Source organism: Streptomyces sp. NPDC000941 (assembly GCF_053599555.1).
The window spans coordinates 41,347-67,941 of sequence record NZ_JBSFMM010000024.1; the positions used below are offsets into that span (position 1 = coordinate 41,347).

A 26,595-nucleotide genomic window follows, 5' to 3' on the forward strand; every position below is an offset into this window, starting at 1 on the left:
GTGTCTGCACAAACATGGAGATGCCCGGGGCCTGTCTGGATACTCGACCGCACGCTGCCGCGCCGAGACGCGGACACCACTCCCCCTCCCCGCATCCGCGGCCCTGTGCCCTTCGTGAGGACAGCCCATGAACGAGAACACCACCCTGCTCGCCGACGCCGATGCCACCGGCACGACGAAGGTGTCGGACGACGCCGCGCACCGCGATCGGGCGATCGTCAACCCGGCCACCGGCGCGGTCATCCGCACCGTCGCGGACAACACGGCAGCCGAGGTGGACGAGGCGGTACGGGCGGCGAAGGCGGCCTTCGAATCCGGTCCGTGGCCCCGTATGCCACGCAGTGAGCGGGCCAGGCATCTGCTGCGGTTCGCCGACGCGATCGAGGCGCACACCGAGACGCTGTTCCAGCTGGAGACGCGGAACAACGGCCGGCCCATCACCGAGACCAGGGCGCAGCTGTCGCGCGTTCCGGAGTGGTTCCGCTACAACGCGGGGCTGCTGGTCACCCAGAGGGACGCCGTGCTGCCCGGCGACGGCCCCTATCTGACCTATCAGCGGCGGTCACCGCTCGGTGTGTGCGGCATCATCACACCGTTCAACCACCCCCTGCTGATCCTCGCGCGCAGCCTGTCCGCGGCGCTGGCAACCGGGAACACCGTGGTGGTCAAGCCCTCCGAGATGACACCGCTGACCACGCTGGCGCTGGTCGACATCCTGCGCGAGGCCGGGCTGCCGGAGGGCGTGGTCGGTGTGGTGACCGGCGGACGCGAGGTGGGGGAACGGCTCACCGGGCACCCCGACATCGCCAAGATCACGCTCACCGGTGGCACCGAGGCCGGACGGGCCGCGGCGGTCGCCACGGCGGCCCGCTTCGCCCGTGTCACCGCGGAGCTCGGCGGTAAGACCCCGATCGTCGTCTTCGACGACATCGACCCGGTCGTCGCCGCCGAAGGAGCGGCGTTCGCCGCGTTCGTGGCGGCCGGTCAGTCCTGTGTGGCCGGTTCGCGGTTTCTCGTCCAGCGCGGGATCTACGACGAGTTCGTCGAGGCGCTGAGCGCCCGGGCGTCGGCGATCCGGATCGGGGACCCGGTGCTGCCGGAGACCCAGCTGGGGCCGCTGATCAGCGGTGTCCAGCGGGACAAGGTCCTGCGTCTGATCTCGACCGGCATCCAGGAGGGCGCCCGCGTCGCCGCCGGCGGAGGAGCTCCGGACCTGCCGGCGGAGCTCGGCTCCGGCTACTACCTGCAGCCGACCGTGCTGGCCGACGCCACGATGTCGATGACCGTCGCACGCGAGGAGATCTTCGGACCGGTCGCGGTCGTGGTGCCCTTCGACGAGGAGGACGACGCGGTGGCGATGGCCAACGACAACCGGTTCGGTCTCGGGGCCGGCGTGTGGACCCGGGACATCGCTCGTGGCCACCGTGTCGCGGACCGTATCACCGCCGGAATGGTGTGGGTCAACGACCATCACCGACTGGAGCCCTCGCTCCCGTGGGGCGGGGTCAAGGAGTCCGGCACCGGGCGGGACGCGGGCCAGGAGTCCTTCGACGACTTCACCTGGATCAAGACCGTCGTGGTGCGGACCGCCGCGGACGACGTCGACTGGTACGGGAATGCCGAGCCCGGCCGTCTCAACTGACCGGCCGCCCCGGACACTTCCCCACTCCCCACCAACCTCCCCGTGGTTCCCACGACGACTCCTGTCCGGCAACGTCCAACGAAGGACCCGCCCATGTCGAAAACACAGGCAGCCCCGCCCGCTCGCGGCTGGCGCACGGAGATCACCCGAATCCAATGGCTCGTCCTGCTGGGGACGACGATGGGCTGGGCCCTGGACGGCTTCGCCGGAAGCCTCTACGCACTGGTCCTCGGCCCGGCCATGACCGAGCTGCTGCCGCACAGCGGTGTCGCGGTGGACCCCGACGCCATCGGGTTCTACGGCGGGCTGACCGTGGCCCTGTTCCTCGCCGGCTGGGCGGTCGGCGGGCTTCTGTTCGGCATGCTCGCCGACTACTTCGGGCGGGTCCGGGTGCTGTCCGCCGGCATCGTCACCTACGCGGTGTTCACCGCGCTGGCGGCGTTCGCCGACACCTGGTGGCAACTCGGTGTCCTGCGGTTCGTCGCCGGGCTCGGTTCGGGCGTCGAGGCCCCGGTCGGGGCCGCACTGGTGGCCGAGGTGTGGCGCAACCGCTACCGGGCGCGGGCCTGTGGCGTGATGATGTCCGGCTACGCCGCCGGGTTCTTCATCGCCGCGCTCGCGTACCAGTTGCTCGGCGACCACGGCTGGCGGCTGATGATGGGCATCGCGGTGGCGCCCGCGCTCCTCGTGTGGTTCATCCGCCGTTATGTTCCCGAGCCCCCTGAGATCCAGGGTGCCATCGCGGCACGCCGGACACGTAAGTCACAGGGGCAGGCCGCCGCGGCGGACCAGTTCGTCCTGCGCCGGCTGCTCGCCGCGCCATTGCTGAGCAGGACGGCGATCTGCACGGCACTGGCCACCGGCTCGCTGATCGCCTTCTGGAGCGTATCGACCTGGTATCCCCAGATCATCCGCCAGATGACCGCCGCCGGTGCGATGTCCCCCGAGACCGCCAACAGCCGCGTCGCGGTCGCCTCGATGTTGTTCAACGCGGGCGGCGTCCTCGGCTATGCCTCATGGGGCTTCCTCGCCGACGCGTTCGGGCGGCGCAAGGCCTTCGCCATCAGCTTCGCCGTCTCCGCCGTGAGCGTCGGCTATCTCTTCCCCTTCCACCACGGCTACGGCGAGTTTCTGCTCGCCCTGCCCGTCGTCGGGTTCGGCCTGTTCGGGGCCCTGTCGGGCACCTTCGTCTACGGCCCCGAGCTCTTCCCGCCCAGTGTGCGCGCCACCGGTATGGCCCTGTGCAACAGCATCGGTCGCTCCATCACCGCGGCCGGTCCGCTGGTGGCCGGGGTCATGGCCGCCTCGTGGTTCGACGGAGACCTGGGCCTGGCCACCACCTGTGTCGCCGCGGTCGGACTGATCGCCGTGGCCGGACTCGCCTTCGCACCGGAGACCCGCGGCGCCGAGCTACCGACCGACCCCATCGACCTCGGCCCGGACCGGGCGCAATCGCCGACCGGGTCGACCACCAGCAAGGAGATGTACACATGAACGCGTACGACGGTGCCACCGCCGTGGTCATCGGCGGATCGATCGGCGGGCTCACCACCGCGCTCCTCCTGCGCGACCTGGGCTTCACGGTCGACGTCTTCGAGCGGACCCCCACCGCACTCGACGGACGCGGAAGCGGCATCGTGCTGCAGCCGGACACCCTGCGCTGGTTCACCGAGCGCAGTGAGCAGCATCCGCAGGACCTCAGCACCTCCACGGACTGGGTGCAGTACCTGGACACCGACAACCGGATCGTCCACCGCGAGCGGCGGACCTGGAGCTACACCTCGTGGGGCACGTTCTACCGCGCCCTGCTCGGCGACTTCGGATCCGACCACTACCATCTGGGCGAGTACGCCTGCGGATTCGACCAGGACGAGCGATCCGTCACGGTGCGGTTCGTGAGCGGGCGCGAGGTGACGGCGGACCTGGTGGTCTTCGCCGATGGAATCACCTCCATCGGGCGCCGCCGCCTCGACCCGGCCGCGGACCTCACCTACTCGGGATACATCGGCTGGCGCGGCACGGTCCCGGAGAAGGACCTGTCCGAGGACACCCGTGAGCTGCTGAAGGACTCCATCACCTACACCGTGGTGCCCCATTCGCACATCACGCTCTACCCGATCCCCGGCGAAGGCGGGACCGGGCCGCAGGACCGGCTCATGAACTACGTCTGGTACCGGAACGTGCCCGAGGGCCCCGAGCTGTCGGAGATGCTGATCGACAAGCGCGGCTTCCCCGGCACGGTGTCCATCCACCCCGCCCAGGTCCAGGACCGCTACGTGGCCGAGATGCGGGACGCCGCGCGGCGGATGCTCTCCCCCGCGGCAGCCGATGTCGTGACCGCCACGGCCACGCCGTACATCCAGGTCGTCTCCGATGCGCGCGCGTCCCGGATGGCCGAGGGCCGGGTGGCCCTGATCGGCGACGCCGCGTGTGCCGCCCGGCCGCACGCAGCGGCCGGCACCGCGAAAGCGGCGGCCGACGCCTGGGCCCTGGTCGGCGCGCTCCGGGAGGCGGAGGGCGACATCGGCGCCGCCCTGCACACATGGGAGCCGGTCCAGCTCGAACTCAGCGCCCGGCTGCTGGAGCGGGTCGTCGCGATGGGCGAGCGGTCCCAGTTCTCGAACACCTGGCAGCCCGGCGACCCGAGCCTGCGATTCGGGCTGTACGGCCCCGGGCGGTGACGCCCGCGGATACGCCTCGGCCCACCACGGAACACACCCAAGGAGAAAACGATGACCAGTGACAACTTTCTCGCGGACCTGCCGCTGGCAGGCGACCTCGTCGCCGGCGGATTCGACGGATGGCCGCAGGAGCTGCGCGCGGAGTTCGAGGCGCACTCCCACGACGGCCGGGTCGGCTCCCGGCTGCTGAGCGAGACACCGCGGGTGCGGGTCTGGGAGATCCGGCTCGCCCCCGGCGAGCGCTGGCACGCCCACCGGCATGTCCTCGACTACTTCTGGACCGCGGTGAACGCCGGCCGCAGTCGTCAGCACACGCACGACGGCACGACCCGGGAGGTCTCCTACAACGCCGGGGAGACCCGCCACTTCACCTTCGGGCCGGGCGAACACCTGCTGCACGACATCGAGAACGTCGGCGACACCGAACTCGTCTTCACCACCGTCGAACACCTCGACAGCGCCAACGCGCCGCTGGACATCCACGGCGACGGGTCGGACGCCGCCCGGCAGGAGGGACAGGCGTGATCAGCGCCCCGCTCGCCGAGGGCGTCATCGACGTCCACGCCCACTGGCTGCCCACCGAGCTGTTCCACCTCCCCCCGGGCGCTCCGTACGGAGGTATGCACGACCGCGACGGCGAACTCCACCTCGGTGACATCCCGCTGTCCATTCCGACCCGGGCGATGAGCGATGTCCCCGCGATCCTCCAGGACATGCGCGCCACGGGTGTGGGGGTACGAGTCCTGTCCGCGCCACCGTTCGCGTTCCCCGTGGGCGGTGTGCCGGGGGCCGATGCGTATGTGACGGCGTTCAACGACGCGCTGTCCGCCGTGGTCTCCGACTCCGCCGGCAGGCTCGTGGGGCTCGGCCTGGTCGGCCTCGACGACGCCGACGAGGCCCGCGCCCAGATGGAGCGGCTGGCCCGGACCGAAGGCATCGCCGGGATCGCGATCCCGCCGCTGCTCGCCGGCGGCTCGCTTGACCGGGGCGTACTGCGCCACATCCTCACCGACGCCGCGGATCTCGACCTCGCCGTGCTCGTCCATCCCATGCAACTGCCCCGGCCGGAGTGGTCGGAGCACTACCTCTCCAACCTCGTCGGCAACCCCGTCGAGAGCGCCACCGCCGTCGCCGCGCTCATCCTGGGCGGCGTCAAGGAGCAGCTGCCGCGGCTGCGGATCTGCTTCGTACACGGCGGTGGCTGCGCACCGTGGCTGCTCGGCCGGTGGACCCACGGCTGGCGGACCCGGGCCGATGTGCGCCGCCACTCGTCCCGGCCACCTGCGGAGGTGTTCGGCGAGCTCTTCTTCGACAGCGTCACCCACGACCCCGGACCGCTGGGGCTGCTGGCCGCGCAGGCATCCAAGGGCGGCGTCGTCTGCGGGAGCGACTACCCGTTCGACATGGCCCAGCCCGACCCGGTCCGCTTCGCCACCGACCACGGGCCCGACGCCGGAACGCTCACCGCCAACGCGCGGGCGTTCCTCGGGCTGTGACGGGCCCGGCGCCGAGACCGGCGGACAGACCGCTCCAGCCGTACCGAGCCGTTCCGAGAAGGGAACCCACCGTGTCAGACATCCCCCTGGCCGAGCGCCAGGCGGTCAGAAAGGCCCTCAGACGGCTGGGCCCATTGGTCCTGCTCCTGTACACGGCCGGCTATCTCGACCGCGTCAACGTCGGGACCGCCGCGCTGACGATGAACGCCGACCTCGGCATCAGCACCTCCGCCTTCGGCTTCGCCACCGGGATCTTCTCGGCCGGCTATATCGCCCTGCAAGTCCCCGGCAACCTGGCGCTCAACCGGCTGGGCCCCCGGCGCTGGCTGGGACTGCTCACGATGTCCTGGGGCGTCGTCGCCGTTCTGTCGAGCCTGATCCAGGGCGAGGGCAGCCTCATCGCGACCAGAATCGCCTTGGGCGCCGTCGAGGCAGGCATGCTCCCCGGGATGCTGATGTATCTGACGATCTGGTTCCCGCCGCGGATGCGCGGGCGGGTCACCGCTCTGGTGTGTCTGCCGTTCTACGCGATCCTGGGCACGCCGCTGTCCGCGGCCATCATCCAGTACGCCCACGGCGTGCTGGGAGTGGCCGGGTGGCGCTGGATGTTCATCCTGGAGGGGGTTCCGACGATCATCCTCGGTCTGGTCCTGCTCCGCTTCCTGACCGACTCCCCGACGACCGCCACCTGGCTCACCGAGCCGGAACGGGAGGCCCTGCTCCGGGTCACCACGGCGGAGAGCGCCACGGAGAAGCCGAAGATCCGGTTCAGCGATGTCCTCGAGCGCCTGCGCGACCTCCGCATGGTCACCCTCTCCGTGGGCGTCAGCCTGCTGTGGGTCGGCTTCGTCGCCATCACCTCCTTCCTTCCGCTGATCATCACCGGCTTCGCCGAACAGGCCCACACCAAGCTGAGCGTGCTCCAGACGGGCCTGCTGTCCGGGTCCGTCTACATCCCCGCGACACTCGTCGCCCTGGTCTGGGTGTCCAGTTCGGACCGGCGCAACGAGCGGGTGTGGCACGTGGCCTGCGGTGCGCTGCTGGCCGCCGGCGGCACCGTACTGGCCGCCAACACCACCGGTCTGGGGCTCACCCTGCTCGGTACGGTCCTGCTCACATCCGGTATCTATGCCGCCCTCTTCCTGATGTGGCAGATCCCGGTCGGACACCTGCACGGCCCCGTCGCCATGTCCGTCGGCATCGCGCTCACCACGATGCTCGGCAACGTCGGCAGCTTCCTGGCCCCCTACATCGTGGGATGGCTGCGCGACACGACCGGAAACTACAACAGCGGCCTGTACTTCATCGCCGCCTCACTCATCGGCTGTGCCGTCGTCACCGTGGCCGGCAACCGGATACGGGCGAAGACCGCCACCTCCCACACCCCGGCCCGGCACCACGACGACCTCGAAGAAGTCACCTCGCACTGACGAAGGACGAAACACCTTGCTCACGATCGACCACATCTCGCTCGGGTCCCGCAACATCTACGCGGGCACCGAACAGCTCTGCGCGGAAACGGGGTTCGGGCAGTACGAGGGGGGCTGGTTCCCGCACCTCGGCATCGCCAACCGCATCGTCCCGCTCGGACCGGACCAGTACATCGAGGTCGAGAGCGTCATCGACGCCTACTCGCCGCAGACCAACCCCAGCGCCCGCTGGTTCTACGACCAGATCGAGGGCGGCGACGTGTTCATCGGCTGGTGCCTGCGAGTCGACACGCGCGACGAACTGGAGAAGCTGGCCGAGCACTTCGGCACCGACATCATCGACAAGCCACTGCGCAAGCGGACGGACGGCGTGCAGCGCAACGCCATCCGTGTCCCCGAGACGATCCCCTGCTGGCAGCGGGGAGTGCCCAACGTGTTCCTGATCGAAGACCTCTCCGAGCACCCGGGGGCACAGCCGCGTGACGGGCAGCGGAACACGCCCCAGGGGATCACCTGGATGGAGGTCGGCGGCACCGAGGCGGATATGCGCGCATGGCTGGGCGACGGCGCGGCCGACCTTCCCCTGAAGTACAACGGCGGACGTCCCGGTCTGTACGCGGTCGCCGTCGCCACGGACGAGGGCGAGGTGGTGATCCGCCGCACGGCGGTCACCGAGCCCCGACAGCCGGCGAGCTAGGACCGGCCACCCCGTCGAGGTCAGTCACCCACGGATGCTCAAGGCGTTGTCAGTGGTGCCCCCTAGGGTCGAGGTGGACAGCGCAGAAGCGTTGCCCACCAGTACGGGGAGGGTGTCATGGGTGACGGTATTCGGTGGCTGGCCGACGGGGACGGGGCGGCAGGCTGGATGTCCGGTCTGGTCTTTGCCCGGGGGATCGACGCGGAGGAGCTGGCGGTACGGATGGGCGGGGCGCCCGGGGCGGGGACCCAGCCGATCGCCGATGCCGAAGTGCTGGAGCTGGGCATGACGGTCTACCGGCCCGGTGAGAGGGGCGACGGTGTGGTCCGGGTCGGTGAGCACGCCGGATGGGCGTTCGCAGTCGAGTACGGTGACTCCACCGGAGGCGACCGTCTGAAAGACATCTCCCGCGGGGGCGCGGAGGCCATCCACTACGTGCCAGTGGGGGAACATCCGCCTGCCACCGTCTTCTACGCCCACGACGGCCGCTCCATCTGCGGCTTCGGGCTGTGCGAGGAGACCGTCCGTTGGGGCGAGGAGCGGGATCTGCTGCTGCCCGCCCTCGTCGCCGCCGGGATTCTGCGCCCCGACGGGACCGCGTACGGTGATCACGAGAACGTGGACTACACCGCCCGTCGCCGCCGCGCTCTCGCCGTCGTCGAAGAGCGCTTCGGCCTCTCCCTGCCCCCGGCCTTGCTCACCGAGGCGCGGCTTCCCGCGTACGCGGTCAGTGGCACCCCGGATATGACCACCGAGGACCCCGACTTCGACGTCGTCTGCGCCTGGGCCACCGCCAACGGCTATCCGCTCCCCAGCGGTCGGCTCCGTCTGATCCCCGCCCTCCTGCGACGGGCCTACCAGCACGCCACCAGTGACTGACGCTGCGACGCGCTACTCGTCTTCGTCCGACGCCTCGCGGCGCGGGTGCGGGCGCACCGTGAGCGCCTGCTGCGCATATCCGACCGGACCGTGCACGTCGTGCAGAACCGTGCTGGTGACGCCCAGCCCCGTGGCCCCGAAGACAACCGTGGTGTCCAGCCCGGTCCAGCGCCCCTCTGGCCGCCGGTAGAGGTGCACGGACATGTCGACGTTCGGGTACATCCACTGCGTGGGCGGCTGTCGTACGGCGATGCCGTTGGCGGTGTCGACAAGTGCGATGTAGTTCGCCAACGCGCCGCTTTGCTCACCGTGGACCAGCGCCAGCGGAGTGGAGACCCAGGCCGTGGTGCGGCCGGGGCGCGGTGTGCCGACGGGCCTCAGGTCAAGGGACGCGATATAGCCGCCCGGCCACTGCTCGGACAGCGCCCAGCCGTCGAGCGGTTCGGGAGCGGGCAGCGCCGCAGGCTCACCGCCTGCCACGGCGCTGGTGTCCTGCGCGGCCAGAAGCCAGGCACGGGCGCGTACGACGGTGCGTTCGGCGATGGTGACCGCCGCCTCGACGAGTTCTATGGTGCGGCCGGGCCTGACCGTCTCCACGGAGATCTGACACTCGTCGAGGGCGATCCGCCCGAGGATGTCGAAGCTCAAGCGGCTGAACAGCATGCCCGGCCGTGCTTCGGAGTCGAGGTGGCGCTCCATGGCGTGGACGACGAGGCCACCGAGCGGGCTGAAGTGCTGCTCGTCCGTGCTCCAAGCCCCGCTCGCGTGGGCGGTCGGCTTGTACCGCCCCTCGTCGATGCGCTCGTAATAACTCGGCACGGTCCACGCGTCCTCGGTCAACGACGTTCTCTCCGTTCAGCACGACACACACCGACACCACTCGGCCGCCCGCCGCTCGGGCCGCTCTGTTCAGTGCCGCCTACACCGACCTCAGCATAAGGGCGACGGGGCGCGAGTCGGAGGTCGGTGTCCGGCTCCGTCACCTCGGCGGCGAGGTCGCCGCCGAGAGAATCCGCGCGGTGGTCCAGCAGGTTGTAGTGGTTGACCTGTTGCACCGGACTGTCGAGGGCGGCTCGCACCACGGCGTTGGCGCCCTCCTTGGTGAAACTGGCGGTGTTCGGTCGCCCGAGGTTGCTGCAGCCGAGGCCGGCGGTGGACACGGTCAGGCCGGAGTTGCCCAGCCGGGCCACCGCGTGACCCGCTTCCGGGCTCGGCGCGCGGAGGCTTTGGTGGCGGTCTGAGGCCGTCAGGGGGTCGTCAGCTCCCCGGTGCGCTGGAACCACTCGGCGCGGGGACCGGAGAGCTCGTCCTTGGCCAGGGGCGTGATGATCACCCCGGGGCTGACGGCGTTGACACGGGCTCCGCGCTTGCCCCACGCGGCGGCCGCGGTCTGCACGCGCAGCGAGTTGGCCCGCTTGGAGAGGGCGTACGCGTGGACCGAGGAACCCACCTGGTCGGGCTGGAGGAACGGCAGCGAGACCGGCCCCAGCCCGGCCGCCGCGTCGGCCAGGGCCTCGACCGCGGCGCGGTCGGAGACGTCGGTGACCCGGGTGGTCACCTCGTTGCCCTCGTCGCCGAGCTGTTCCGCGGCTTCGGCCAGCGCCTTGTCGCTGTAGTCGGCCAGCAGCAGAAGGCGTCCGGCACCGATACGGCGGGCGATGGCGCGGCCGATGCTGCCCGCGCCGATGACGACGGCGATTCCCTTGCTCACGTCAGGATCCTTTGCTTCATGGCGGCGGGGATCCGGGAGTCAGGGGATCAGGGAGTCACCAGCACCTTCAGTGCCTCGCGGGCCGCCATCGCCCGATAGCCCTCGGGTGTGTCGCCCAGGCCCACCGTGCGGTCGAAGACACGTCCGGGCTGGATACGGCCCTCGAGGATGTCGGGCAGCAACTCCTCGATGTAGGCACGGGCCGGGGCCACGCCGCCGGTGAGGGTGATGTTGTTCATGAACTCCGGGAAGCCGAGGGGGACTTCGCCGTACTGGGGCGCGCCGACCCGGCTGACCGTGCCGCCCGCGCGGGCCACGCCCAGTGACGTCTGCAGGGCGGGCAGGGTGCCGACGCACTCCAGCACGGTGTGGGTGCCGTCGCCGCCGGTCAGCTCCCGTACGCGCTCGACGCCCTCCTCACCGCGTTCGGACACGATGTCGGTGGCGCCGAAGTCCCGGCCCAGGTCGGTGCGGTCCTTGTGCCGGCCCATCAGGATGATCCGCTCGGCACCGAGCCGCTTGGCGCTGATGACCGCGGACAGTCCCACCGCGCCGTCACCGATCACCGTCACGGTCGTACGGGGGTTGACCCCGGCCGTGACCGCGCAGTGGTGGCCGGTGCACAGGACGTCGGAGAGGGTGAGCAGGGAGGGCAGGAGGGCGGAGTCCTCGGCCACCGGCAGTTTCACCAGCGTGCCCTGCGCCTGCGGCACCCGTACCGCCTCGCCCTGTCCGCCGTCGATGCCGTCCCGCGCCCACAGGCCACCGTGCCGGCAGGAGGTGTGCAGGCCCTCGGCGCAGAAGTCGCAGGTGTTGTCGGACCAGACGAAGGGGGCGACGACCAGGTCGCCACGGGTGAGGCCGGACACGTCCGCGCCGGTGTCCTCGATGACGCCGAGGAACTCATGGCCCATGCGCACGCCGTGCTCCGTGGCCGGCATGGAGCCGTACGGCCACAGGTCGCTGCCGCAGACACAGGCGCGCAGGACACGTACGACGGCGTCGGTGGGCTGCTGGATCTTCGGGTCCGGGACGTTCTCGACGCGGACGTCGCCGGAGCCGTACATCAGTGTTGCTCGCATGAAGGTTGCTCCCAGGGGTCAGCGGATGATTCCGACACGTTCGACACTCCCGCGCGGGCGCGTCGCGCGGCAGACCGCGGTGTTCCGGGGAGCGGTGTTCCGGGGAGCGGTGTTCCGGGGAGCGACAGGGCCCCCCACGCGCCCGCCGTTATTCGGCTCACCGGACCCCGTCGTCGCCGACACCCGGCCGCGCTAAGGTAAGGTTTACCTAACCAAAAGGGCCTCTGGGTGGGGGATCCCCTGTTCAGCACCGCGATGAAGCCGCGCCGGATTCAAGGGAGTTGGCCGTTGGAGACCGCACGGTGAGGCGGGGCAAGAGAGCCCGCCCCGTTCTGCTCATGACACTGCTGGTCGTGGCACTGGGGATCATCTGCCTGCTGTCACTCGCCCTGGGCGCGGCGAGTATCCCGCCGGACCAGGTGGTACGGGCGCTGATCGGCGACCCGCCGAGCCGGTTCGTGGACAACATCGTCTGGTCGGCCCGGGTGCCGCGTACCGCGCTCGGTCTCACGGCGGGCGCCGCCCTCGGTCTGTCCGGCGCCGTCATGCAGGCCCTGACCCGCAATCCGCTCGCGGATCCCGGAGTGCTGGGGGTCAGTGCGGGCGCGTCGTTCGCCATCGTGCTGGCGGTGGGGGTGTTCGGGCTCGGCTCGTTCCACGGGTACATCTGGTTCGCCTTCGCCGGTGCGCTCGCGGCGAGCGTCCTGGTCTACCTCCTCGGCGGGCTCGGGCGCTCCGGCCCGACGCCGGTCAAGCTGGCACTCGCCGGCGTCTCGGTGACCTCGCTGCTCTCGTCGCTCACCAGCGCCGTCGTGCTCACCGACCCCGATGTGCTGGACCGCTACCGCTTCTGGTCGGCCGGTTCGATGGCGGACCAGGACGGCGCCACGGTACTGCGTATGCTGCCCTTCCTCCTCCCGGGTACGGTCCTGGCCCTGGCCTGCGCACCGGCCCTCAACAGCCTGGCCCTCGGCGACGACGTGGCGGCCTCGCTGGGGCGTCGGCCGGGCCTGGTCCGGCTCCAGGGGGTCGCCGCGATCACCCTGCTGACCGGTGCGGCGGTCGCGGCCATCGGGCCGGTCGTCTTCATCGGCCTGGTGGTCCCCCACCTCGCCCGTGTCCTCGCCCGGTCGGCGGGGCTCGGCCCGGACCACCGCTGGTTGCTGCCGCTGTCCGCCGTACTCGCGCCCGCTCTGCTGCTCACCGCGGACATCGTCGGCCGGATGGTCGCCCGGCCCACCGAGGTGCAGGCCGGGGTGATCGTCGCCTTCATCGGCGGGCCGTTCTTCATCGCCCTGGTCCGCCGGCACCGTCTGGCGGAGGTGTGACGATGGCCGTCACCCGCTCCACGCCTCGGCCGCCGAAGTTCCCGGCGGCCGAGGGACATACGCCCGTACGGTCCTTCCGCGGCTACCGGCTCGCCGTACCGCCCGTGTCCGGGATCCTGCGGCCCCGGCTGGTGACGCTGTGCGCGCTGCTCGCCGCCGCCGTCGCCGTCCTGTTCTGCTGGGGGCTGTCGATCGGCGACTACCCGATCGCCTTCGCCGATGTCGTACGCGCCCTCACCGGCTCCGGAGACCCCGCCACCGTGCTGGTGGTCCGCGAACTGCGGCTGCCGCGGGCCCTGGTGGGTCTGCTGGCCGGGATCGCCTTCGGCGTCTCCGGCGGCCTCTTCCAGACCATGACCCGCAATCCGCTCGCCAGCCCCGACATGATCGGCCTCACCCAGGGCGCGGGCACCGCCGTGGTGGCGGGCATCGTGCTGGGCTGGGACGGCGGCCTCGGCACCCAGACCCTCGGGCTGCTCGGCGCGCTCGTCACCGCGCTGGCCGTGTACGCGCTCGCCTGGCGGCGCGGCGCCACCGGCTACCGGATCATCCTGGTCGGCATCGGGGTGGCCTGGATCTGCACCAGCGCCACCGACTATCTGGTGGCCAAGGGCGGCAACTTCCAGGCACAGGCCGCCCTCGGCTGGCTGGTGGGCAACCTCAACGGCCGGACCTGGTCCCAGACCACGCCGCTGGTCGCCGCCCTGGCGGTGCTGTTGCCGGCGGCGCTGCTGCTCGGCCGGCTGCTGCGCACCCTGCAGCTCGGCGACGACGTCGCCACCGGCCTCGGCACCCGGGTGCAGCCGGTGCGGCTCGCCGTCCTGCTCACCGGTGTCGGGCTGATCGCCTTCGCCACCGCCGCGGCCGGCCCGGTGGCCTTCGTGGCGCTGGCCGCACCGCAGGTCGCCCAGCGGCTGGCGGCCACCGCCTGGCCGCCCACGGTCGCCTCGGGGCTGACCGGGGCGCTGATGGTGCTCGGCAGCGATCTCATCGCCCGCACCCTGATCTCCGGCACGGAGCTGCCGGTCGGAATCGTCACCGGCGTGCTCGGCGCGCCCGTCCTGCTCTGGCTGCTCGTCCGCGCCAACCGCGCGGGATCAGGAGGTTGATCCATGTCGGCTGATCCCCTGCCGACCCCCGGCGCGGACCCCGACCCGGACCCGGACCTGCGGGCGAGTGGGCTGCGCCTGGCCTACGACAACCGGCTGGTGGTGGACGGCCTCGATCTGGCCGTACCCCCCGGACGGATCACGGCCATCGTGGGCGCCAACGCCTGCGGCAAGTCCACCCTGCTGCGCGCCCTCGCCCGGCTGCTCGCGCCCCGCGGGGGCGCCGTCCACCTCGACGGCCAGGAGCTGCGCTCCGTCCCGACCCGGGAGCTGGCCCGGCGGCTCGGCATCCTGCCGCAGAGCCCGGCGGCGCCGGACGGGCTGACCGTCATCGACCTGGTGGGGCGCGGCCGTTCACCGCACCAGACGTGGTGGCGGCAGTGGTCGGGCGCCGACGAACAGGCCGTCCAGCGGGCACTGGCCGCCACGGGCATGACCGAGCTGGCGGACCGGCCGCTGGACGAACTGTCCGGTGGCCAGCGCCAGCGCGCCTGGATCGCCATGGCGGTGGCGCAGGACACCGCGGTGCTGCTGCTGGACGAGCCGACGACGTACCTGGATCTCGCGCACCAGGTCGACGTCCTGGACCTGGTCACGGACCTCAACCGGCGGGAGCGCCGCACGGTGGTGATGGTGCTGCACGACCTCAACCAGGCCTGCCGCTACGCCGACCACGTGGTGGCCATGAAGGCGGGGCGGATCGCCGCCGAGGGCGCGCCCGCCGAGGTCATCACCGCCGAGACCGTCGAGGACGTCTTCGGCCTCAGCTGCCAGGTCACCTCGGACCCGGTCAGCGGCACCCCGATGGTCATCCCGATGGGGCGCCACCACGGGGAGCGGCGCGAGCGACCGGCCGAACACCTCCCACGCACCGTCACAGCACCGACCCGACCATGAAGGACGACTGATGCGCGGCTCTTTGAGAGGCACCCGGCTCGCCGCGGTGCTCGCCTCCGTACTGCTCGTGTTCACCACCGCCACCGCCTGCGGCTCGGAGGAGGACTCCGGGACCGACGACGGCACTTCGGCCGCCTCGGGCGGCGCCTTTCCGGTGACCATCCCGCACAAGTACGGCAGCACCACCATCAAGAACGAGCCCAAGCGGATCGTCACCGTCGGCCTGACCGACCAGGACGCCGTGCTCGCTCTCGGCAAGGTGCCGGTCGGCACCACCGAGTGGAACGGCGGCTACGAGGGCGCCATCGGCCCCTGGGCCCGGGACGAACTGGGCAGCGCGAAGACACCGACCGTACTCAAGGACACCGGCACGGGGCCGCAGACGGAGAAGATCGCCGCGCTTCGGCCGGACCTCATCCTCGCGGTCTACGGCGGCCTGACCAAGGAGCAGTACGAGACGCTGTCGAAGTTCGCGCCGGTGGTGGCCCAGCCCAAGGAGTACAACGACTTCGGCGTTCCGTGGCAGCGGCAGACGGAGCTCATCGGCACCGCGCTCGGGCAGAAGGCCAAGGCGAAGGAGCTGGTCAAGGGCGTCCAGACCACATTCAGGACCGTGGCCGCCGAACACCCGGCCTTCGCCGGGGCCGACGCGGTGATGGCCACCCCCTACGACGGCATCTTCGTCTTCGGCAGCCAGGACCCGCGCTCCCGCGTCCTCACCGACCTCGGCTTCACCCTCCCGGCCGATCTGGACAAGGTGATCGGTGACGAGTTCGGCGCCAATATCAGCAAGGAGCGCACCGATCTGCTGGACACCGATGCGATCGTGTGGATCGTCGCCGACCCGGCCGAGGACGAGGGCAAGCTCGACCGGAACCCCCTCTACGCCGATCTGAAGGTGGCGAAACAGGACCGCGAGGTCTACGTCAAGGAGTCCAGCGACTACGGGAACGCCATCTCCTTCGTGACGGTCCTGAGCCTGCCGTACACGCTCGACCGGCTGGCCCCGCAACTGGCCGCCGCCGTCGACGGCAAGCCCGCCACGCGGGTGACACAACCGGCGTCCTGACCGCGCGTGGCCCCGACTCCCTCAGCACGGTGGCCGGTACGTGTGCTGCGGGAAGTACTGGCGCCATTCGGCCCGGGTCATGGCGGGGAAGGCGGTGGCGCAGATCCGGGAGGCGACACGCTCGGCGCTGGGGTCCCACAGGAGCGCGGTCCAGTCTTCGCCGCCGGTGGCGAGGGTTCGGCCGTCGGGGCTGAAGGCGAGCGTGTCGACCGGCTTGTTGTGGCCTGCCAGCAGGGCCAGTTCCTGGGCGCCACCGTGACCGGCGATGTCGTACAGCCGCACCGTGTCGTCCGAGCTCGCGGCGGCCAGCATCTGCCCGCCCGGGGCGAAGGCGACGGACATGACACCGTCGGCGTAGCCGGAGAGCCGGCTGCGCAGGACCGGGTGACGGGGATCGGCCAGATCCCACAGCCGTACGGTGCGGTCCTCGCTGCCGGTGGCCAGGGTGCGGTCGTCCGGGCTGAACGCGACCGATTTCACCCCGTCGGTGTGGCCGACGAGAACGGCCAGCCGTCCGGGGTGCCGTCGGTCGGCCAGATTCCACACGCTGGCCGTGCGGTTGCGGTCGCCCACGGCCAGGGTGCGGCCGTTGTGGGAGAACGCCACGGAATCCACCGCGCCCGCTCTCCGCAGAGCGGCGAGGGGACGGGGGCGCCGTACATCCGTCACGTCCCACAGCCGTACGGTGCCCCCTTCACCGCCGGTGGCCAGGGTGTGGCCGTCCGGGCTGTACGCGATCGCGTTGACGTGGCCGACGCGGGACGGCAGAACACCCAGCAGACGGGGACGGCGCGATGCGTCCAGGGCCCACAGCCGTACGGTGCCGTCGGCGCTGCCACTGGCCAGGACGCGCCCGTCCGGCCGGAAGACCACGGAGTTGACCGGGCCCGTGTGGCCGGTGAGTGGGGGCAGCTCCCGGGGGCGGCGCAGGTCCGCGAGGCTCCATATACGCACGCTGCGGTCGTAGCTGCCGGTGGCCAGCAGGCGTCCGTCGGGGCTGAAGGCGGCGGAGTAGACCGAGCTGCTGTGGCCGGTCAGGGCCGGCCCGGGGAGATCCCACAGACGTGCGGTCTGATCCGCGCTGCCGGTGACCAGGGTGCGGCCGTCGGGGCTGAACGCGAGCGATCCGACACCGCTGGTGTGGCCTGAGAGAACGCCCAGTTCACGGATGGGGCCAGAAGCGGTCACCACCCACCGGCGTACGGTGGCGTCCGTGCTACCGCTGGCCAGTGTGCGGCCGTCGGGGCTGAACGCCACCGTGGTGACCGCGTCGGTGTGCCCGGTGAGCACCTTCACCGGACGGGCATCGCGTGGCGAGGTCACGTCCCAGAGCCGCACCTTGTAGTCGGTGCCGCCGGTGGCGAGCCTGCGGCCGTCCGGGGCGAACGCCATCGCGTTCACGGTGCCGCTGGGGTCGGCCTCGGCCGACAGCTGCCGCGGACGCCCGCCCGAGGCGGGCACCGCCCACAGCCGTACGGTGTGGTCGGCCTGGCCCGTGGCCAGCATCCGGCCGTCCCGGCTGAACGCCACCGCGGTCACGGCGGCAGATACCTCCAACGCGGCGAGGCGGCGTGGCCGGTGACCGTCCGACAGCCGCCACAGCCGGATCCCATCGCGGGCGACCACCGCCAGCGTTCCCTCGCCGGGGCCGAATCCCAGTCCGACGACCGGACCTGCGTCGGCCGACAGGCGCGCCGCGAGCCGGGGCCGCCGCACATCATCGATGTCCCACACCGCCACCTTGCTGTCCTCGCCTCCCGCGGCCACCAGACGGCCGTCGCGGCTGACGGCGACCGTGCGGACGGGGCCGGCCAGGCGGGGCAGCGCGCCGAGCTCACGCGGCCGGTGAGGATCCGCGGCCCGCCATAATCGCACCGTCCCGTCGGCGTCGCCGGTGGCCAGCAGGCCGCCGTCCGGGGCGAACGCCACCGTGGTGACCACGATCCGCCGACCGGTCAGCTGTGTGGCGTACGGAGTGGCGAACGTGCTGAGCAGAGCGCCGCGCGCCTCCGGGGTGGGCGACAGCCGGTAGGCGGCCAGACTCACCTGGGCGGCCAAGGCGGGGTTGGCCGCCCGTACCGCCGCGGCCTTTTCGGCGGCCCGCTGGGAACTCGCCACATCGCGCTGTGCGCCGGCGTCGTCGCGCTGCCGGTCCGCCGACCGCTGCGCCACGACGGCGAGGACCGCGGTCGTGGTCGTGAGGACGAGCAGGGTGCTCAGCAGCGCCACTGCCAGGTGTCCCAGCCGGGTGCGGCGCCGCACCGCCGTTTGCTCGACCGCCCGAGCGGCCGAGCTCGCGTCCAGGAACTCACGCTCCGGGGCGGACAGGGACGTGCGGTCGAGCCCGGTGGCCATGGTGAGACGGGTGCCGCGGTACAGCGCGCCGGGGTCGCGCCCCAGCGATTCCCAGACCTGCGCCGCGTCGGTGAGCCGGCGCAGGGTCCGGGTGTCCTCACGGTCCTCGGTCAGCCATCTGCGCAGCCGGGGCCAGCACCGGATCAGGGCCTCGTGGGCCAGTTCCACCCGCTCGCGGTCCAGCGTCAACAGCCGCGCGGCGGCCGCACGGTGCAGTACGGCGTCGATGTCGCCGCCGTCGGCCTCGGCCAGCCCCTCCAGCTCCTCCAGGCGGGCCGGCCGCCGGGTGTCCTGCGTGCCCTCTCCCAGGGCGGTCAGCCGTACGAACACCCGCCGGGCCAGCTTCCGCTGCTCCCCGTTCAGTTGCCGGAAGAAGTCCTCCGCGGTGCGTACCAGGGCGCCCTCGAGCCCGCCCGCAGCCTCGAACGCGTCCAGCGTCAGCGCGTTGCCGCGCCTCCGCCGCCAGGTCTGGAGCAGCGCGTGGGACAGCAGCGGCAGCATCCCGGGCTGGGCGTGCGCCTGGGCCGTGAGTGTCGCCAGCAGCGCGCCCTCGACGGTGAGTCCGGCCCGGTGGGCCGGTTTGACCACCGCCCGGCGCAGCTCGTCCAGGCCCATGGGGCCGACCGGCACCTGCGCATCGCGCATCGCCTCCACCAGCGGGGCGTTGTGGGTGCAGTACGTGTAGAAGTCGGCCCGTACCCCCAGCACCACCCGGCACCGGGCGCCCTCGGCCGAGGCGGCGGTGACCAGGGCCTCGATGAAACGGTCCCGCTCGAAGTCGTCCCGGCAGAGGGTAAAGGCTTCCTCGAACTGATCGACGACCAGCACCACGTCGCCGCCGGCCGCGTCGGAGCGGACGGTGATCTGCCGCACCGCGCGGCCCAGGTTCTCCGGGGCGTCCTTCAGCTCCTCGTACAGTCCGCCCGGCGTGACCCCCGCCAGCGCGCCCAGCCGCACCGCGCACTCCTCCAGCGGCCGCGGCCCCGGCGTCAACACCACTGTCGTCGCCGTTCCTTCCAGGCGCGGCACCAGCCCGGCCCTCAGCAGCGACGACTTGCCCGAGCCCGAGGCGCCGATCACGGCCACGAACCGCTGTCGCTCCAGTCGCCCGGCCAGCTCGTCCACCAGCTGCTCGCGGCCGAAGAACCACTCCGCGTCCTGTTCCCGGAACGACCGCAGGCCCGCATACGGCGAGTCCGCGTCGGACTCCTCCCCCGGGCCGAGGGCGGCGGGCCCTTCACCGAGCTGTTCCGCCGCTTCCCGCCAACGCTGCTCCCACTCCTCCACGTCCCCCTCACAGGCGCGCACATACGCCAGCGTCACCGCCAGCGTCGGCAGCCGCTGTCCGGAGGCCGCGGAGGACAGGGTGGAAATCGAGTAGTGCGCCTGTTCGGCCAGTCTCCGGTACGTCGGATTGCCGGCCTTCTGCCGCAGCTGTCTGAGGCCCGCGGCGAACTCCAGTAACAGGCCGTCCCCCGACTCCAGCGGTCGTTCCCTGCGCGGCATCGCCGCACCTCCCCGTTGTTCCCGCATGTCACAGCCTGCGCGGCGTCGTCACATTTTTCAGGACTTGTTTGTTCGGCACCAGGCCTCGAAGCCGAACAATGCCCGAGCCGCTAGACCTGGGAGCGGACAACAGCGCGTTCCAGGTCGTGGTGTCGGCCGAGGGGAGTTTCGCGGTGAACGGGTGGTGGGTGGTGTTGCCGGATACGGAGGCCGCCGCCGCGCTGGCGGCGCGGCTGCGGCAGGACGAACCCGACGACGGCGCGTCGAGCTGTCTGCGGCATGCGTCGGGCAGACCGTGGCTGGTCGGCCGGCGGGTCGACGGGCATATGCTCGCCGTCCAGGCGGGGGCCACGCGGCTCGCCCTGTCGGGCAGGTTCACCGTGTCCCCGGAGGAGCTGCGCCGGAAGGTCGCGCGGGTGCGGAACCCGCAGGAGGTGGAGCGGGCGGTCGCCGGGCTGGCGGGCGGCTACCACGTACTGGCCTCGGTGGACGGCAGCGTATGGGCACGGGGGACGGCCTCTGCGGCGTGTCGCGTCTTCACCGCGCGCGTGGACGGCGTACCGGTGGCGGCTTCGGACGCGGATGTGCTGGCCGAGCTGGTCGGTTCGGCGCCGGACATGGAGATGCTGGCGGCGCGGCTACTGGAACCGGGTGTGTCATGGGCGGCGTTGGGCGGGCGCACCATGTGGCAGGGGGTGCGTGCCGTACGGCCGGACGAGGCGCTGATGTGGCCCCGCGACGGCAGCGGACGCACGGTGCGCTGGTGGCGCCCTCCCGAGCCTGTCGTCCCGCTGGGCGAGGCGGCGCAGGGGGTGCGCGCCGCGCTCATGGAGGCGGTGGACACATGTACGGCGGGCGGGGGAACGGTCAGCGCGGACCTGTCCGGCGGGCTGGATTCGACGAGCCTGTGCTTTCTGGCCGCCCGCGGTGACGCCGCGTTGGTGACGGCGCGCTGGGAGGGTGTGGACGCGCGCGACGACGATGCCGCATGGGCCGCCCAGGCCGCTCGGGAACTGCCCGCGGCCACGCATCTGGTGGTCGGGCGGCAAGAGACGCCCGACTGGTTCGCGGGGCTGGGATCGCCGCGCCTGGCCGCGCAGGAGCCCGGCCCCTGGACGCGGGATGTCGCGAAGCTGGACGACGTGCTGCGCCGCGTCCAAGCACACGGATCCCGGCTGCATCTGGGCGGCGGAGGCGGCGACGAGCTGTTCACCCCGGCCCCCTCGCACTGGACCGACGCCTTGGCGCAGCACCCGGGGACGGTGCTCAAGCGGGCCCGGCGGCAACGCCTCGACTGGCGTATCAGCCGCTGGGCCATGCTGCGGGCGCTGACGGACCGGCGCGACTACCACCGGTGGCTGCTGGAGGCGGCCGACCGTCTGACCGCCCACCGCACGCATGAGCCGGCGGATCACCTCGGCTGGCAGCCGGTGCCCCGGATGCCCGCGTGGGCCTCCCCGCAGGCCGCCCGCTCGGCGCGGGACGTGCTGCGGGAGGCCGCCGAACGCTGCCCCGAGCCGCTTGCTCCCCAACGCGGCCTCCACGCCGTACTGCACCAGGTACGGGAGGGCGGTAACACCGTGCGCCTGATCAACAAGTCCCTGCCAGGCCCCGATCTCGCGCTGCCCTACACCGACGACGCCGTGGTGGCCGCCGCCCTGTCCGTCCGCCCCTGGGAGGCCGCGGCCCCGGGACGCTTCAAACCGCTGCTGACAACCGCGATGGACGGCATCGTTCCCGGGCAGATCCTGCGGCGCACGACAAAGGGCCAGTACTGTGCGGACTTCTATCGCGCCCTGGACCGGCAGCGCGGTGAAATCTCCACGCTGTTGGACGGTTCGCTGCTGGCCGAGGCCGGCCTGATCGACCCCGACCGCCTGCGCCGCGTCGCGCATTCACTGGCTTCGATCGCCGACCTGGACCCGCTGATGTCCACGGTGGGCTGCGAAATCTGGCTGCGCTCGCAGGAGCGGACACCGCACCACCTCACGTCCACGTTGACCGGTGCCACGCCATGAGCCGCATCATGCTTCGACCGCGGGTGACGTATACGCACACCGATGAGGGCGCCGTGATCCTCGGTGAACGGTCCGGCCCCGCTGGTCAGATGGTGGCCAGCAGCAGGTCCTCGCCGCTCGACGGGCGAAGGCCGTCGGTGCGGTCGGCGAAATAGCGCTCGGCCAGCACACTTCCCGAAACGTGTCGGGCGTCTTTGAAGCCGGCCTCGCGGGCCGCTGCCAGCATTTCCTCCGGCGGGTAGAAGCTGATGAATGGTGTTCCGGATGCGCGGGCTCCTTCCGCACTGGCACGGAAGCCGGGGCGATCGGCGTCATCGACCAGTTCGGGCGGCAGCATGAAGGTCATGGCGAGCGTCGAGTCGGGGGCGAGCCCGCCGATCTGGCGCAAGGTGGCCGCGGTGGCGTCTTTGGTGAGGTACATGGTGACGCCGGTGGAGACAATGACCGCCGGCCGGCCGGGATCGAAGCCGGCAGCGGTCAACCGCTCCAGCCAGGACTCGCTGGCCTCGAAGTCGACCGGCACCAGGCGCAGCCAGTCGGGAACGCCGTACCCGAGTTCGGCCAGGCGGCGGCGCTTCCATGCCTGAGGGCCGGGCTGGTCGACCTCGAAGACCCGTAGGCGGGAGGCGATTTCCGGGGTGCGCTGCGCGAAGGTGTCCAGGCCGGCTCCCAGGATGACGTACTGGGCGACACCGCGGTCGGACTGCTCGGCGACCAGGTCCTCGATGAACCGGGCGCGGGCCACGATGGATGCCCGGAACCCGCTGGTGGCGCGCTGGTCCATATCGGGGCGGCGGCGCCAGTCCTCCTCGGGGGCCGCCAGCTGGAGGCCGATCCCGTCCTCGAATACATGGGGCGGTGAGTCGGCCTCAAGGTGCATCGCCCGCCAGAGGGCGACCCGCACCGCGCTGCTTTCCGGCGTCTCGGTCTGCTGGTCTGCCATGGTGTTCCCCTCTTTCGCTGTGGCCGGTCGCTGTGGTCAGATCCTGGCGGGAGCTTGGAGGCTCCACAGACGCCCGTCAGGGTCGCGGACGGTCATCTCCTGGGTCCCGTAATGGGTGTCCTCGAACGGCGTGACCACCTCGACGGCAGGATCGGGACGGAACCCCTCCACGTCCGGCACCTTCAGCACGATCTGCATCTGGGGCTTTCGGTCCTCGGGGACCTCGGCGATGAAGACGTACGGACCGTCGCCGTTGCGAAGCTGACCGGAGTTATGGTCGGTGGAGAACTCCAGTTCGAATCCAAGCGACTGGAAGAACTTGGCAGCCTTGCCCCAGTTGTGGGTCTCCAGGAACACGGCCTCGATTCCTTCGGTCGTCGTCATGTCAGATCTCCTTCTCCGTCGATGGCTGTTGCTGCCGCTGGGCGTCGTCGAGATAGGCGCGCAGCGCGTCGGCGACCAGCGCCGACAACGACATGCCCGACTCGATGGCGCGGTACTTGACCTGCTTGATCAGCCCGATCGGCAGGTACACGTTGAACTGCTTGACTTCCTCATCACCCACGAGTGCGATGCTAGCATCCTAGCAAGCTAGCCGCCCAGAGACAGAGCTGCCCCGCGGCCCGGTTCATCAACCGGGCCGATAAAGGAGGAATCAGCCCGTCAGACGGGCGGCAGCGCGGCGGCGGCCGAACCGGCGAGGTCGCCGGCCAGCCTGCAGGCTTCACCCTTGGAGCGCGCCCCCTTGATGACGAGGGCCACCCGCTCACTCCCCTCCCTCCGGTTCACGCCGGTGTAGGGGCGGTAGATCACCTCGACGCGGCAGCTCCCCTGGCCCTCGTATTCCGGCAGCTCGATCGCCTTGTGACCGCCAATTTCGGTCTGTCGGGGGTTCTTGTCGGTCGGCAGGTCGCCCTGCTCGAAGTGCAAGTCCACCTCCAAGCCATTGGTGGTGCTCTTCCACTGGCAGTCCCAGCGGCCGAACCCGACGTCCGGGTTCTTGGCGTCGATACCACGCACCGTCTCCAGCGCCTTGGCGTCGAGCAGCGTGCACGCGTCCTGGCGCGCCAGCGAATCGGACGCGAAGGCCGGACGTCGGGGAATCTCACCGTCGTTGAGCACCTTGACCGCGTATCGCGTGGCGACATCGGCCGTGTCGCACAGCGGCTCCTTGGTCTTCTTACGCTCTCTCGCGACCGCGGTGACTCGAAGGCTGTAGTCGCGAGCGCCGGTCACGGCCATGGCCCGCACGCAATCCTTGCCGTCGGCGTCGGGTTCCGCGACGGTGACCCTGCCCATGGCCTTCCTCGCCACGGCCTCGGGCAGCGGGTCGGCGTCGAGTTCCACCCTGACACCCACCACCTTCTCGCCACGCTCCTTCAGGATGACGTCGCACCGGTTGAAGTTGCCCTCATCACGCTTCAGTTCGGCCACTTCGTACCGATCGAACACGGTGGCGTCCAGCAAGGCGCAGGGGTCGGCCGTACGGGGGTCACCGATGAAGCCCGCGGCGCTGCTGCGCGTGCTGCCATTCGCCGATGGGGTGGGTTTGTCCGCGTCGGCGTCGTCACCGAGGCTCATCACGACGAGCGGAACGGCGATGGCCAGTGCCGTGCCTGCGGCGACACCGGCCGTGAGCAGCGGGCGGCGCCGGACGAGGGTCGTCGTCCGGCGCCGCTGTCCGCCCGTCGGGTCCGCGACGTCGGCGACGGTGTCCGTATAGGGCTTGGTCACCGAGGTCAGCGGGAGGGTCGGGAGCTGGTCCGGCGATCCCGCGATGCCCGCGAGCGCGGTGAGCGATTCGACGGCGGTGGGACGGGCCCTGGGGTCGCGCTGGAGCATCGCGGTGAGCACCCCGCCGAGCGGTCCGACCTGGGGGCCTATGGCCTCCAGCCGGACCGCGCGTCCGTGGCCGCGCAGCGGCGGAGTCCCGGTGACCAGCCAGTGCAGGGTGGCACCGAGAGAGAACACGTCGGACGCCCGCTCGGGCGCTGCCCGGAACGCCTCGGGGGCGGCGTAGGCCGGGGTGAGGCTGATCGGTCCGTTGGGCGTGATCGTCTCACTGCCGTCCGCTCGATACGCGGCCCCGAAGTCGGCCAGCTTGGCCACTCTGTCGTGAGTGATCACGATATTGCCGGGCTTGACGTCGCAGTGCACGATCCCCTTGGCGTGCAGGGCCGCCAGCGCGGCCGCGATCTGCGCGCCGATGTGCGCCGCGAGCTGCGGGGCCATCTTCACCGGGACGTCCAGGCTCCCGCCGGTCACATGCTCCATCACCAGCCAGAACGTGGCCTTCTTGCCCTTGCCCGCGCGGACGGCGTCGTAGAGGGTGACCACATGCGGGTGGCTGAACTTCGCCAGCGCGCGTGCTTCGGCCAGCAGTTGATCGAAGTCGGCCTGGCTGTTGTCCTCGAGCAGGGCCCGCTTGAGGACGACGGGACGGCCCAGCTCCGTGTCGACGGCGAACCAGACCGCCCCTCTTCCTCCCTCGACGGGCCCCTTCGTGAGCCGGTACTTGCCCACTTTCTCCCCCCGGCGCACAACGACTCTCCCCTCGCGCAAGACCGGACCCTGCTGTTACAGGCACGCGGATCGAACTTACTGCGTACAGGATGAGTCACACAGCGCTTCCGGCGCTCTTGAGGGTGAAACCGGGCCCGGTAGGTGTCCGTGGCGCGCCAGGCGTGGCCGGTTGAGAAGGGGATTCACCTACCACTCCAGAAACCATCACCTTCTGTGGAGATTGTGATGCCCGACACCGTGATCTTCTGACTAGGAGTGGGTGACCTTGAGACTGGATATCCGGACCTCGCCGTAGTTGTCACGGTCACACGGGTCCGAGTTGCCGCAGTTGGCCTGCGTATAGGCCCCCGCCTTGAAGTAGTTGGTGTCGCCGTCATGGGCGATCGTGGTCTCCCGCCGCCCGTTGTAGTACACGTCGATCTTCCCGTCCCGCGCCACGAACTTGGCCTCGAACTCGGTGCCCAGCGCGTAGTCGTCGGTGACGAGGTGGTGGCGGGAGTCGTCACCGTCGGTGATGTAGAGCTTGCGGCCCTCGAGGCGGAAGACCGTGACATCGTCGTCGCCGCCATGGACCTGGGCGCCGACCAGATGCGGCTTGTCGTTGGGCAGGGCCAGGAATGCCTCTTTCACCACGAGAGTGTGGGTGCCCTCGGTGGTCGACCAACTGGCCTCCTCTTCCCCGTCGTCCGTCATCTCCCGCAACTCGGCACGCGGGTAGCTGGAGCCGCCCGTCGTCACGCCGTCGACGGCGGCTCGGAACCGGACCGCGTCACACTCCTCATTGACCCGGAACCAGGGCTTGGCGGAGAAGGTGGCGAGCTCGGGCTGTGTGATCTCGGTCGGATCCTCGTCGTCGCCGGTGGGGAGGGTCATCTTCCAGTTGGTGAGGTCGAGGACATCGGCGGGGTAGGTGCAGCGGGCGGCGGTGGCGCCGTGGCGGGTGGACGTGTCGGCCTGCGCGGGGAGCACGAGGGCGGCGGTCGAGGCGGCCACGGAGATGCCTGCGAGGACAATCATGCGCATACGCGGCATGTGCGGTCTTCCTTCCTGGGCGAGGGGGACAAGCGCGACCGTCAATTCCCCTGAAACGTGGAGACGTCGTCGCACTGACCCCCCTGGCGCGGAACGGGCGGGTCGCGCACCAGCGGCGACAGCACCTGGAACCGGCTGCCCTCGGGCAGCTCCAGCACCTTGTCGACGATCGCCTGCGGCGACTGGCGGGTGATCGG

At 71.1% G+C, this 26,595-nt stretch carries 23 protein-coding genes and 1 pseudogene; 13 read left to right on the forward strand and 11 right to left on the reverse strand.

Annotation, left to right across the window (positions count from 1 at the left end):
* The first annotated feature begins 127 nt into the window (after positions 1 to 127).
* From ACWDSL_RS10985 to ACWDSL_RS11020, 8 genes are all read left to right on the forward strand, one after another.
* The gene (locus ACWDSL_RS10985; protein WP_450483916.1) at positions 128 to 1,642 is read left to right on the forward strand and encodes an aldehyde dehydrogenase family protein; all 1,515 of its coding nucleotides are present in this window, start codon (positions 128 to 130) and stop codon (positions 1,640 to 1,642) included.
* A gap of 93 nt (positions 1,643 to 1,735) precedes the next feature.
* Positions 1,736 to 3,136 (forward strand): MFS transporter, encoded by a 1,401-nt coding sequence (locus ACWDSL_RS10990; protein WP_450483918.1) that lies wholly within the window; start codon positions 1,736 to 1,738, stop codon positions 3,134 to 3,136.
* The gene (locus tag ACWDSL_RS10995) at positions 3,133 to 4,323 is read left to right on the forward strand and encodes an FAD binding domain-containing protein (RefSeq protein ID WP_450483920.1); all 1,191 of its coding nucleotides are present in this window, start codon (positions 3,133 to 3,135) and stop codon (positions 4,321 to 4,323) included. Before ACWDSL_RS10990 ends, ACWDSL_RS10995 begins: the two co-directional genes overlap by 4 nt.
* 51 nt (positions 4,324 to 4,374) lie before the next feature.
* Complete coding sequence (locus tag ACWDSL_RS11000; RefSeq protein WP_450483922.1) at positions 4,375 to 4,848, forward strand: hypothetical protein; 474 nt, start codon at positions 4,375 to 4,377, stop codon at positions 4,846 to 4,848.
* Positions 4,845 to 5,819, forward strand: a complete 975-nt coding sequence (locus ACWDSL_RS11005) for an amidohydrolase family protein (RefSeq protein ID WP_450483924.1) — start codon at positions 4,845 to 4,847, stop codon at positions 5,817 to 5,819. The genes ACWDSL_RS11000 and ACWDSL_RS11005 overlap by 4 nt, the downstream gene beginning before the upstream one ends.
* Before the next feature lie 71 nt (positions 5,820 to 5,890).
* Positions 5,891 to 7,249: an MFS transporter gene (locus ACWDSL_RS11010; RefSeq protein WP_450483926.1), complete on the forward strand. Its 1,359-nt coding sequence runs from the start codon at positions 5,891 to 5,893 to the stop codon at positions 7,247 to 7,249.
* A 16-nt stretch (positions 7,250 to 7,265) separates the two neighbouring features.
* Positions 7,266 to 7,946, forward strand: a complete 681-nt coding sequence (locus ACWDSL_RS11015) for a VOC family protein (RefSeq protein WP_450483928.1) — start codon at positions 7,266 to 7,268, stop codon at positions 7,944 to 7,946.
* A gap of 117 nt (positions 7,947 to 8,063) precedes the next feature.
* Positions 8,064 to 8,825, forward strand: coding sequence for a DUF6461 domain-containing protein (locus ACWDSL_RS11020; RefSeq protein WP_450483930.1), 762 nt, complete (start codon positions 8,064 to 8,066; stop codon positions 8,823 to 8,825).
* Positions 8,826 to 8,837: 12 nt separating this feature from the next.
* Here the strand turns inward: ACWDSL_RS11020 and ACWDSL_RS11025 are convergent, their stop codons facing one another.
* The 4 genes from ACWDSL_RS11025 to ACWDSL_RS11040 are packed head-to-tail and all read right to left on the reverse strand — an operon-like array spanning position 8,838 to position 11,618.
* Entirely contained in the window at positions 8,838 to 9,665 is an 828-nt protein-coding gene (locus ACWDSL_RS11025; protein WP_450483932.1) for a thioesterase family protein, read from the reverse strand.
* Positions 9,662 to 10,015, reverse strand: a complete 354-nt coding sequence (locus ACWDSL_RS11030; protein WP_450483934.1) for a hypothetical protein — start codon at positions 10,013 to 10,015, stop codon at positions 9,662 to 9,664. Before ACWDSL_RS11030 ends, ACWDSL_RS11025 begins: the two co-directional genes overlap by 4 nt.
* A gap of 56 nt (positions 10,016 to 10,071) precedes the next feature.
* Positions 10,072 to 10,536 carry an SDR family oxidoreductase gene (locus ACWDSL_RS11035; RefSeq protein ID WP_450483936.1) on the reverse strand — a complete coding sequence of 155 codons (465 nt, stop codon included), beginning with the start codon at positions 10,534 to 10,536 and terminating at the stop codon, positions 10,072 to 10,074.
* Positions 10,537 to 10,583: 47 nt separating this feature from the next.
* Positions 10,584 to 11,618 (reverse strand): zinc-dependent alcohol dehydrogenase family protein, encoded by a 1,035-nt coding sequence (locus ACWDSL_RS11040; protein ID WP_450483938.1) that lies wholly within the window; start codon positions 11,616 to 11,618, stop codon positions 10,584 to 10,586.
* Between the two features lie 338 nt (positions 11,619 to 11,956).
* Here ACWDSL_RS11040 and ACWDSL_RS11045 point away from each other — a divergent pair, with 338 nt between their 5' ends.
* The 4 genes from ACWDSL_RS11045 to ACWDSL_RS11060 are packed head-to-tail and all read left to right on the forward strand — an operon-like array spanning position 11,957 to position 16,021.
* Complete coding sequence (locus tag ACWDSL_RS11045; RefSeq protein ID WP_450483940.1) at positions 11,957 to 12,946, forward strand: FecCD family ABC transporter permease; 990 nt, start codon at positions 11,957 to 11,959, stop codon at positions 12,944 to 12,946.
* A gap of 2 nt (positions 12,947 to 12,948) precedes the next feature.
* Positions 12,949 to 14,055: a FecCD family ABC transporter permease gene (locus ACWDSL_RS11050; protein WP_450483942.1), complete on the forward strand. Its 1,107-nt coding sequence runs from the start codon at positions 12,949 to 12,951 to the stop codon at positions 14,053 to 14,055.
* 3 nt (positions 14,056 to 14,058) lie between these two features.
* The gene (locus ACWDSL_RS11055; RefSeq protein WP_450483944.1) at positions 14,059 to 14,952 is read left to right on the forward strand and encodes an ABC transporter ATP-binding protein; all 894 of its coding nucleotides are present in this window, start codon (positions 14,059 to 14,061) and stop codon (positions 14,950 to 14,952) included.
* Positions 14,953 to 14,962: 10 nt separating this feature from the next.
* Positions 14,963 to 16,021: an iron-siderophore ABC transporter substrate-binding protein gene (locus ACWDSL_RS11060; RefSeq protein WP_450483946.1), complete on the forward strand. Its 1,059-nt coding sequence runs from the start codon at positions 14,963 to 14,965 to the stop codon at positions 16,019 to 16,021.
* A 21-nt stretch (positions 16,022 to 16,042) separates the two neighbouring features.
* Here ACWDSL_RS11060 and ACWDSL_RS11065 read toward each other — a convergent pair whose 3' ends face one another.
* A complete protein-coding gene (locus ACWDSL_RS11065) occupies positions 16,043 to 19,882 on the reverse strand; it encodes an nSTAND1 domain-containing NTPase (protein ID WP_450483948.1) in 3,840 nt (1,279 codons plus the stop codon).
* A gap of 98 nt (positions 19,883 to 19,980) precedes the next feature.
* Between ACWDSL_RS11065 and ACWDSL_RS11070 the strand changes: the two genes are divergently transcribed.
* Complete coding sequence (locus ACWDSL_RS11070) at positions 19,981 to 21,900, forward strand: asparagine synthase-related protein (RefSeq protein ID WP_450483950.1); 1,920 nt, start codon at positions 19,981 to 19,983, stop codon at positions 21,898 to 21,900.
* 85 nt (positions 21,901 to 21,985) lie between these two features.
* On the opposite strand, the gene ACWDSL_RS11075 is transcribed toward ACWDSL_RS11070, so the two are convergent.
* From ACWDSL_RS11075 to ACWDSL_RS11100, 6 genes and pseudogenes are all read right to left on the reverse strand, one after another.
* Complete coding sequence (locus tag ACWDSL_RS11075) at positions 21,986 to 22,843, reverse strand: class I SAM-dependent methyltransferase (RefSeq protein ID WP_450483952.1); 858 nt, start codon at positions 22,841 to 22,843, stop codon at positions 21,986 to 21,988.
* A 36-nt stretch (positions 22,844 to 22,879) separates the two neighbouring features.
* The gene (locus ACWDSL_RS11080) at positions 22,880 to 23,227 is read right to left on the reverse strand and encodes a VOC family protein (RefSeq protein ID WP_450483954.1); all 348 of its coding nucleotides are present in this window, start codon (positions 23,225 to 23,227) and stop codon (positions 22,880 to 22,882) included.
* A gap of 1 nt (position 23,228) precedes the next feature.
* Positions 23,229 to 23,408, reverse strand: a complete 180-nt coding sequence (locus ACWDSL_RS11085) for a CopG family transcriptional regulator (RefSeq protein ID WP_450483956.1) — start codon at positions 23,406 to 23,408, stop codon at positions 23,229 to 23,231.
* 98 nt (positions 23,409 to 23,506) lie between these two features.
* Positions 23,507 to 25,384: a serine/threonine-protein kinase gene (locus tag ACWDSL_RS11090; RefSeq protein WP_450483958.1), complete on the reverse strand. Its 1,878-nt coding sequence runs from the start codon at positions 25,382 to 25,384 to the stop codon at positions 23,507 to 23,509.
* 231 nt (positions 25,385 to 25,615) lie between these two features.
* Complete coding sequence (locus ACWDSL_RS11095) at positions 25,616 to 26,398, reverse strand: polysaccharide lyase family 7 protein (protein ID WP_450483960.1); 783 nt, start codon at positions 26,396 to 26,398, stop codon at positions 25,616 to 25,618.
* Between the two features lie 101 nt (positions 26,399 to 26,499).
* Positions 26,500 to 26,595: pseudogene (locus ACWDSL_RS11100) on the reverse strand (hypothetical protein); the annotation flags it as partial.

What these genes read in the sequence shown, in the direction of transcription:
- ACWDSL_RS10985 (WP_450483916.1), top strand. Translation starts at nt 128, where the DNA reads ATGAACGAGAACACCACCCTGCTCGCCGACGCCGATGCCACCGGCACG.
- ACWDSL_RS10990 (WP_450483918.1), top strand. Translation starts at nt 1,736, where the DNA reads ATGTCGAAAACACAGGCAGCCCCGCCCGCTCGCGGCTGGCGCACGGAG.
- ACWDSL_RS10995 (WP_450483920.1), top strand. Translation starts at nt 3,133, where the DNA reads ATGAACGCGTACGACGGTGCCACCGCCGTGGTCATCGGCGGATCGATC.
- ACWDSL_RS11000 (WP_450483922.1), top strand. Translation starts at nt 4,375, where the DNA reads ATGACCAGTGACAACTTTCTCGCGGACCTGCCGCTGGCAGGCGACCTC.
- ACWDSL_RS11020 (WP_450483930.1), top strand. Translation starts at nt 8,064, where the DNA reads ATGGGTGACGGTATTCGGTGGCTGGCCGACGGGGACGGGGCGGCAGGC.
- ACWDSL_RS11040 (WP_450483938.1), bottom strand. Translation starts at nt 11,618, where the DNA reads ATGCGAGCAACACTGATGTACGGCTCCGGCGACGTCCGCGTCGAGAAC.
- ACWDSL_RS11045 (WP_450483940.1), top strand. Translation starts at nt 11,957, where the DNA reads ATGACACTGCTGGTCGTGGCACTGGGGATCATCTGCCTGCTGTCACTC.
- ACWDSL_RS11050 (WP_450483942.1), top strand. Translation starts at nt 12,949, where the DNA reads ATGGCCGTCACCCGCTCCACGCCTCGGCCGCCGAAGTTCCCGGCGGCC.
- ACWDSL_RS11055 (WP_450483944.1), top strand. Translation starts at nt 14,059, where the DNA reads ATGTCGGCTGATCCCCTGCCGACCCCCGGCGCGGACCCCGACCCGGAC.
- ACWDSL_RS11060 (WP_450483946.1), top strand. Translation starts at nt 14,963, where the DNA reads ATGCGCGGCTCTTTGAGAGGCACCCGGCTCGCCGCGGTGCTCGCCTCC.
- ACWDSL_RS11065 (WP_450483948.1), bottom strand. Translation starts at nt 19,882, where the DNA reads ATGCCGCGCAGGGAACGACCGCTGGAGTCGGGGGACGGCCTGTTACTG.
- ACWDSL_RS11070 (WP_450483950.1), top strand. Translation starts at nt 19,981, where the DNA reads ATGCCCGAGCCGCTAGACCTGGGAGCGGACAACAGCGCGTTCCAGGTC.
- ACWDSL_RS11075 (WP_450483952.1), bottom strand. Translation starts at nt 22,843, where the DNA reads ATGGCAGACCAGCAGACCGAGACGCCGGAAAGCAGCGCGGTGCGGGTC.
- ACWDSL_RS11080 (WP_450483954.1), bottom strand. Translation starts at nt 23,227, where the DNA reads ATGACGACGACCGAAGGAATCGAGGCCGTGTTCCTGGAGACCCACAAC.
- ACWDSL_RS11095 (WP_450483960.1), bottom strand. Translation starts at nt 26,398, where the DNA reads ATGCCGCGTATGCGCATGATTGTCCTCGCAGGCATCTCCGTGGCCGCC.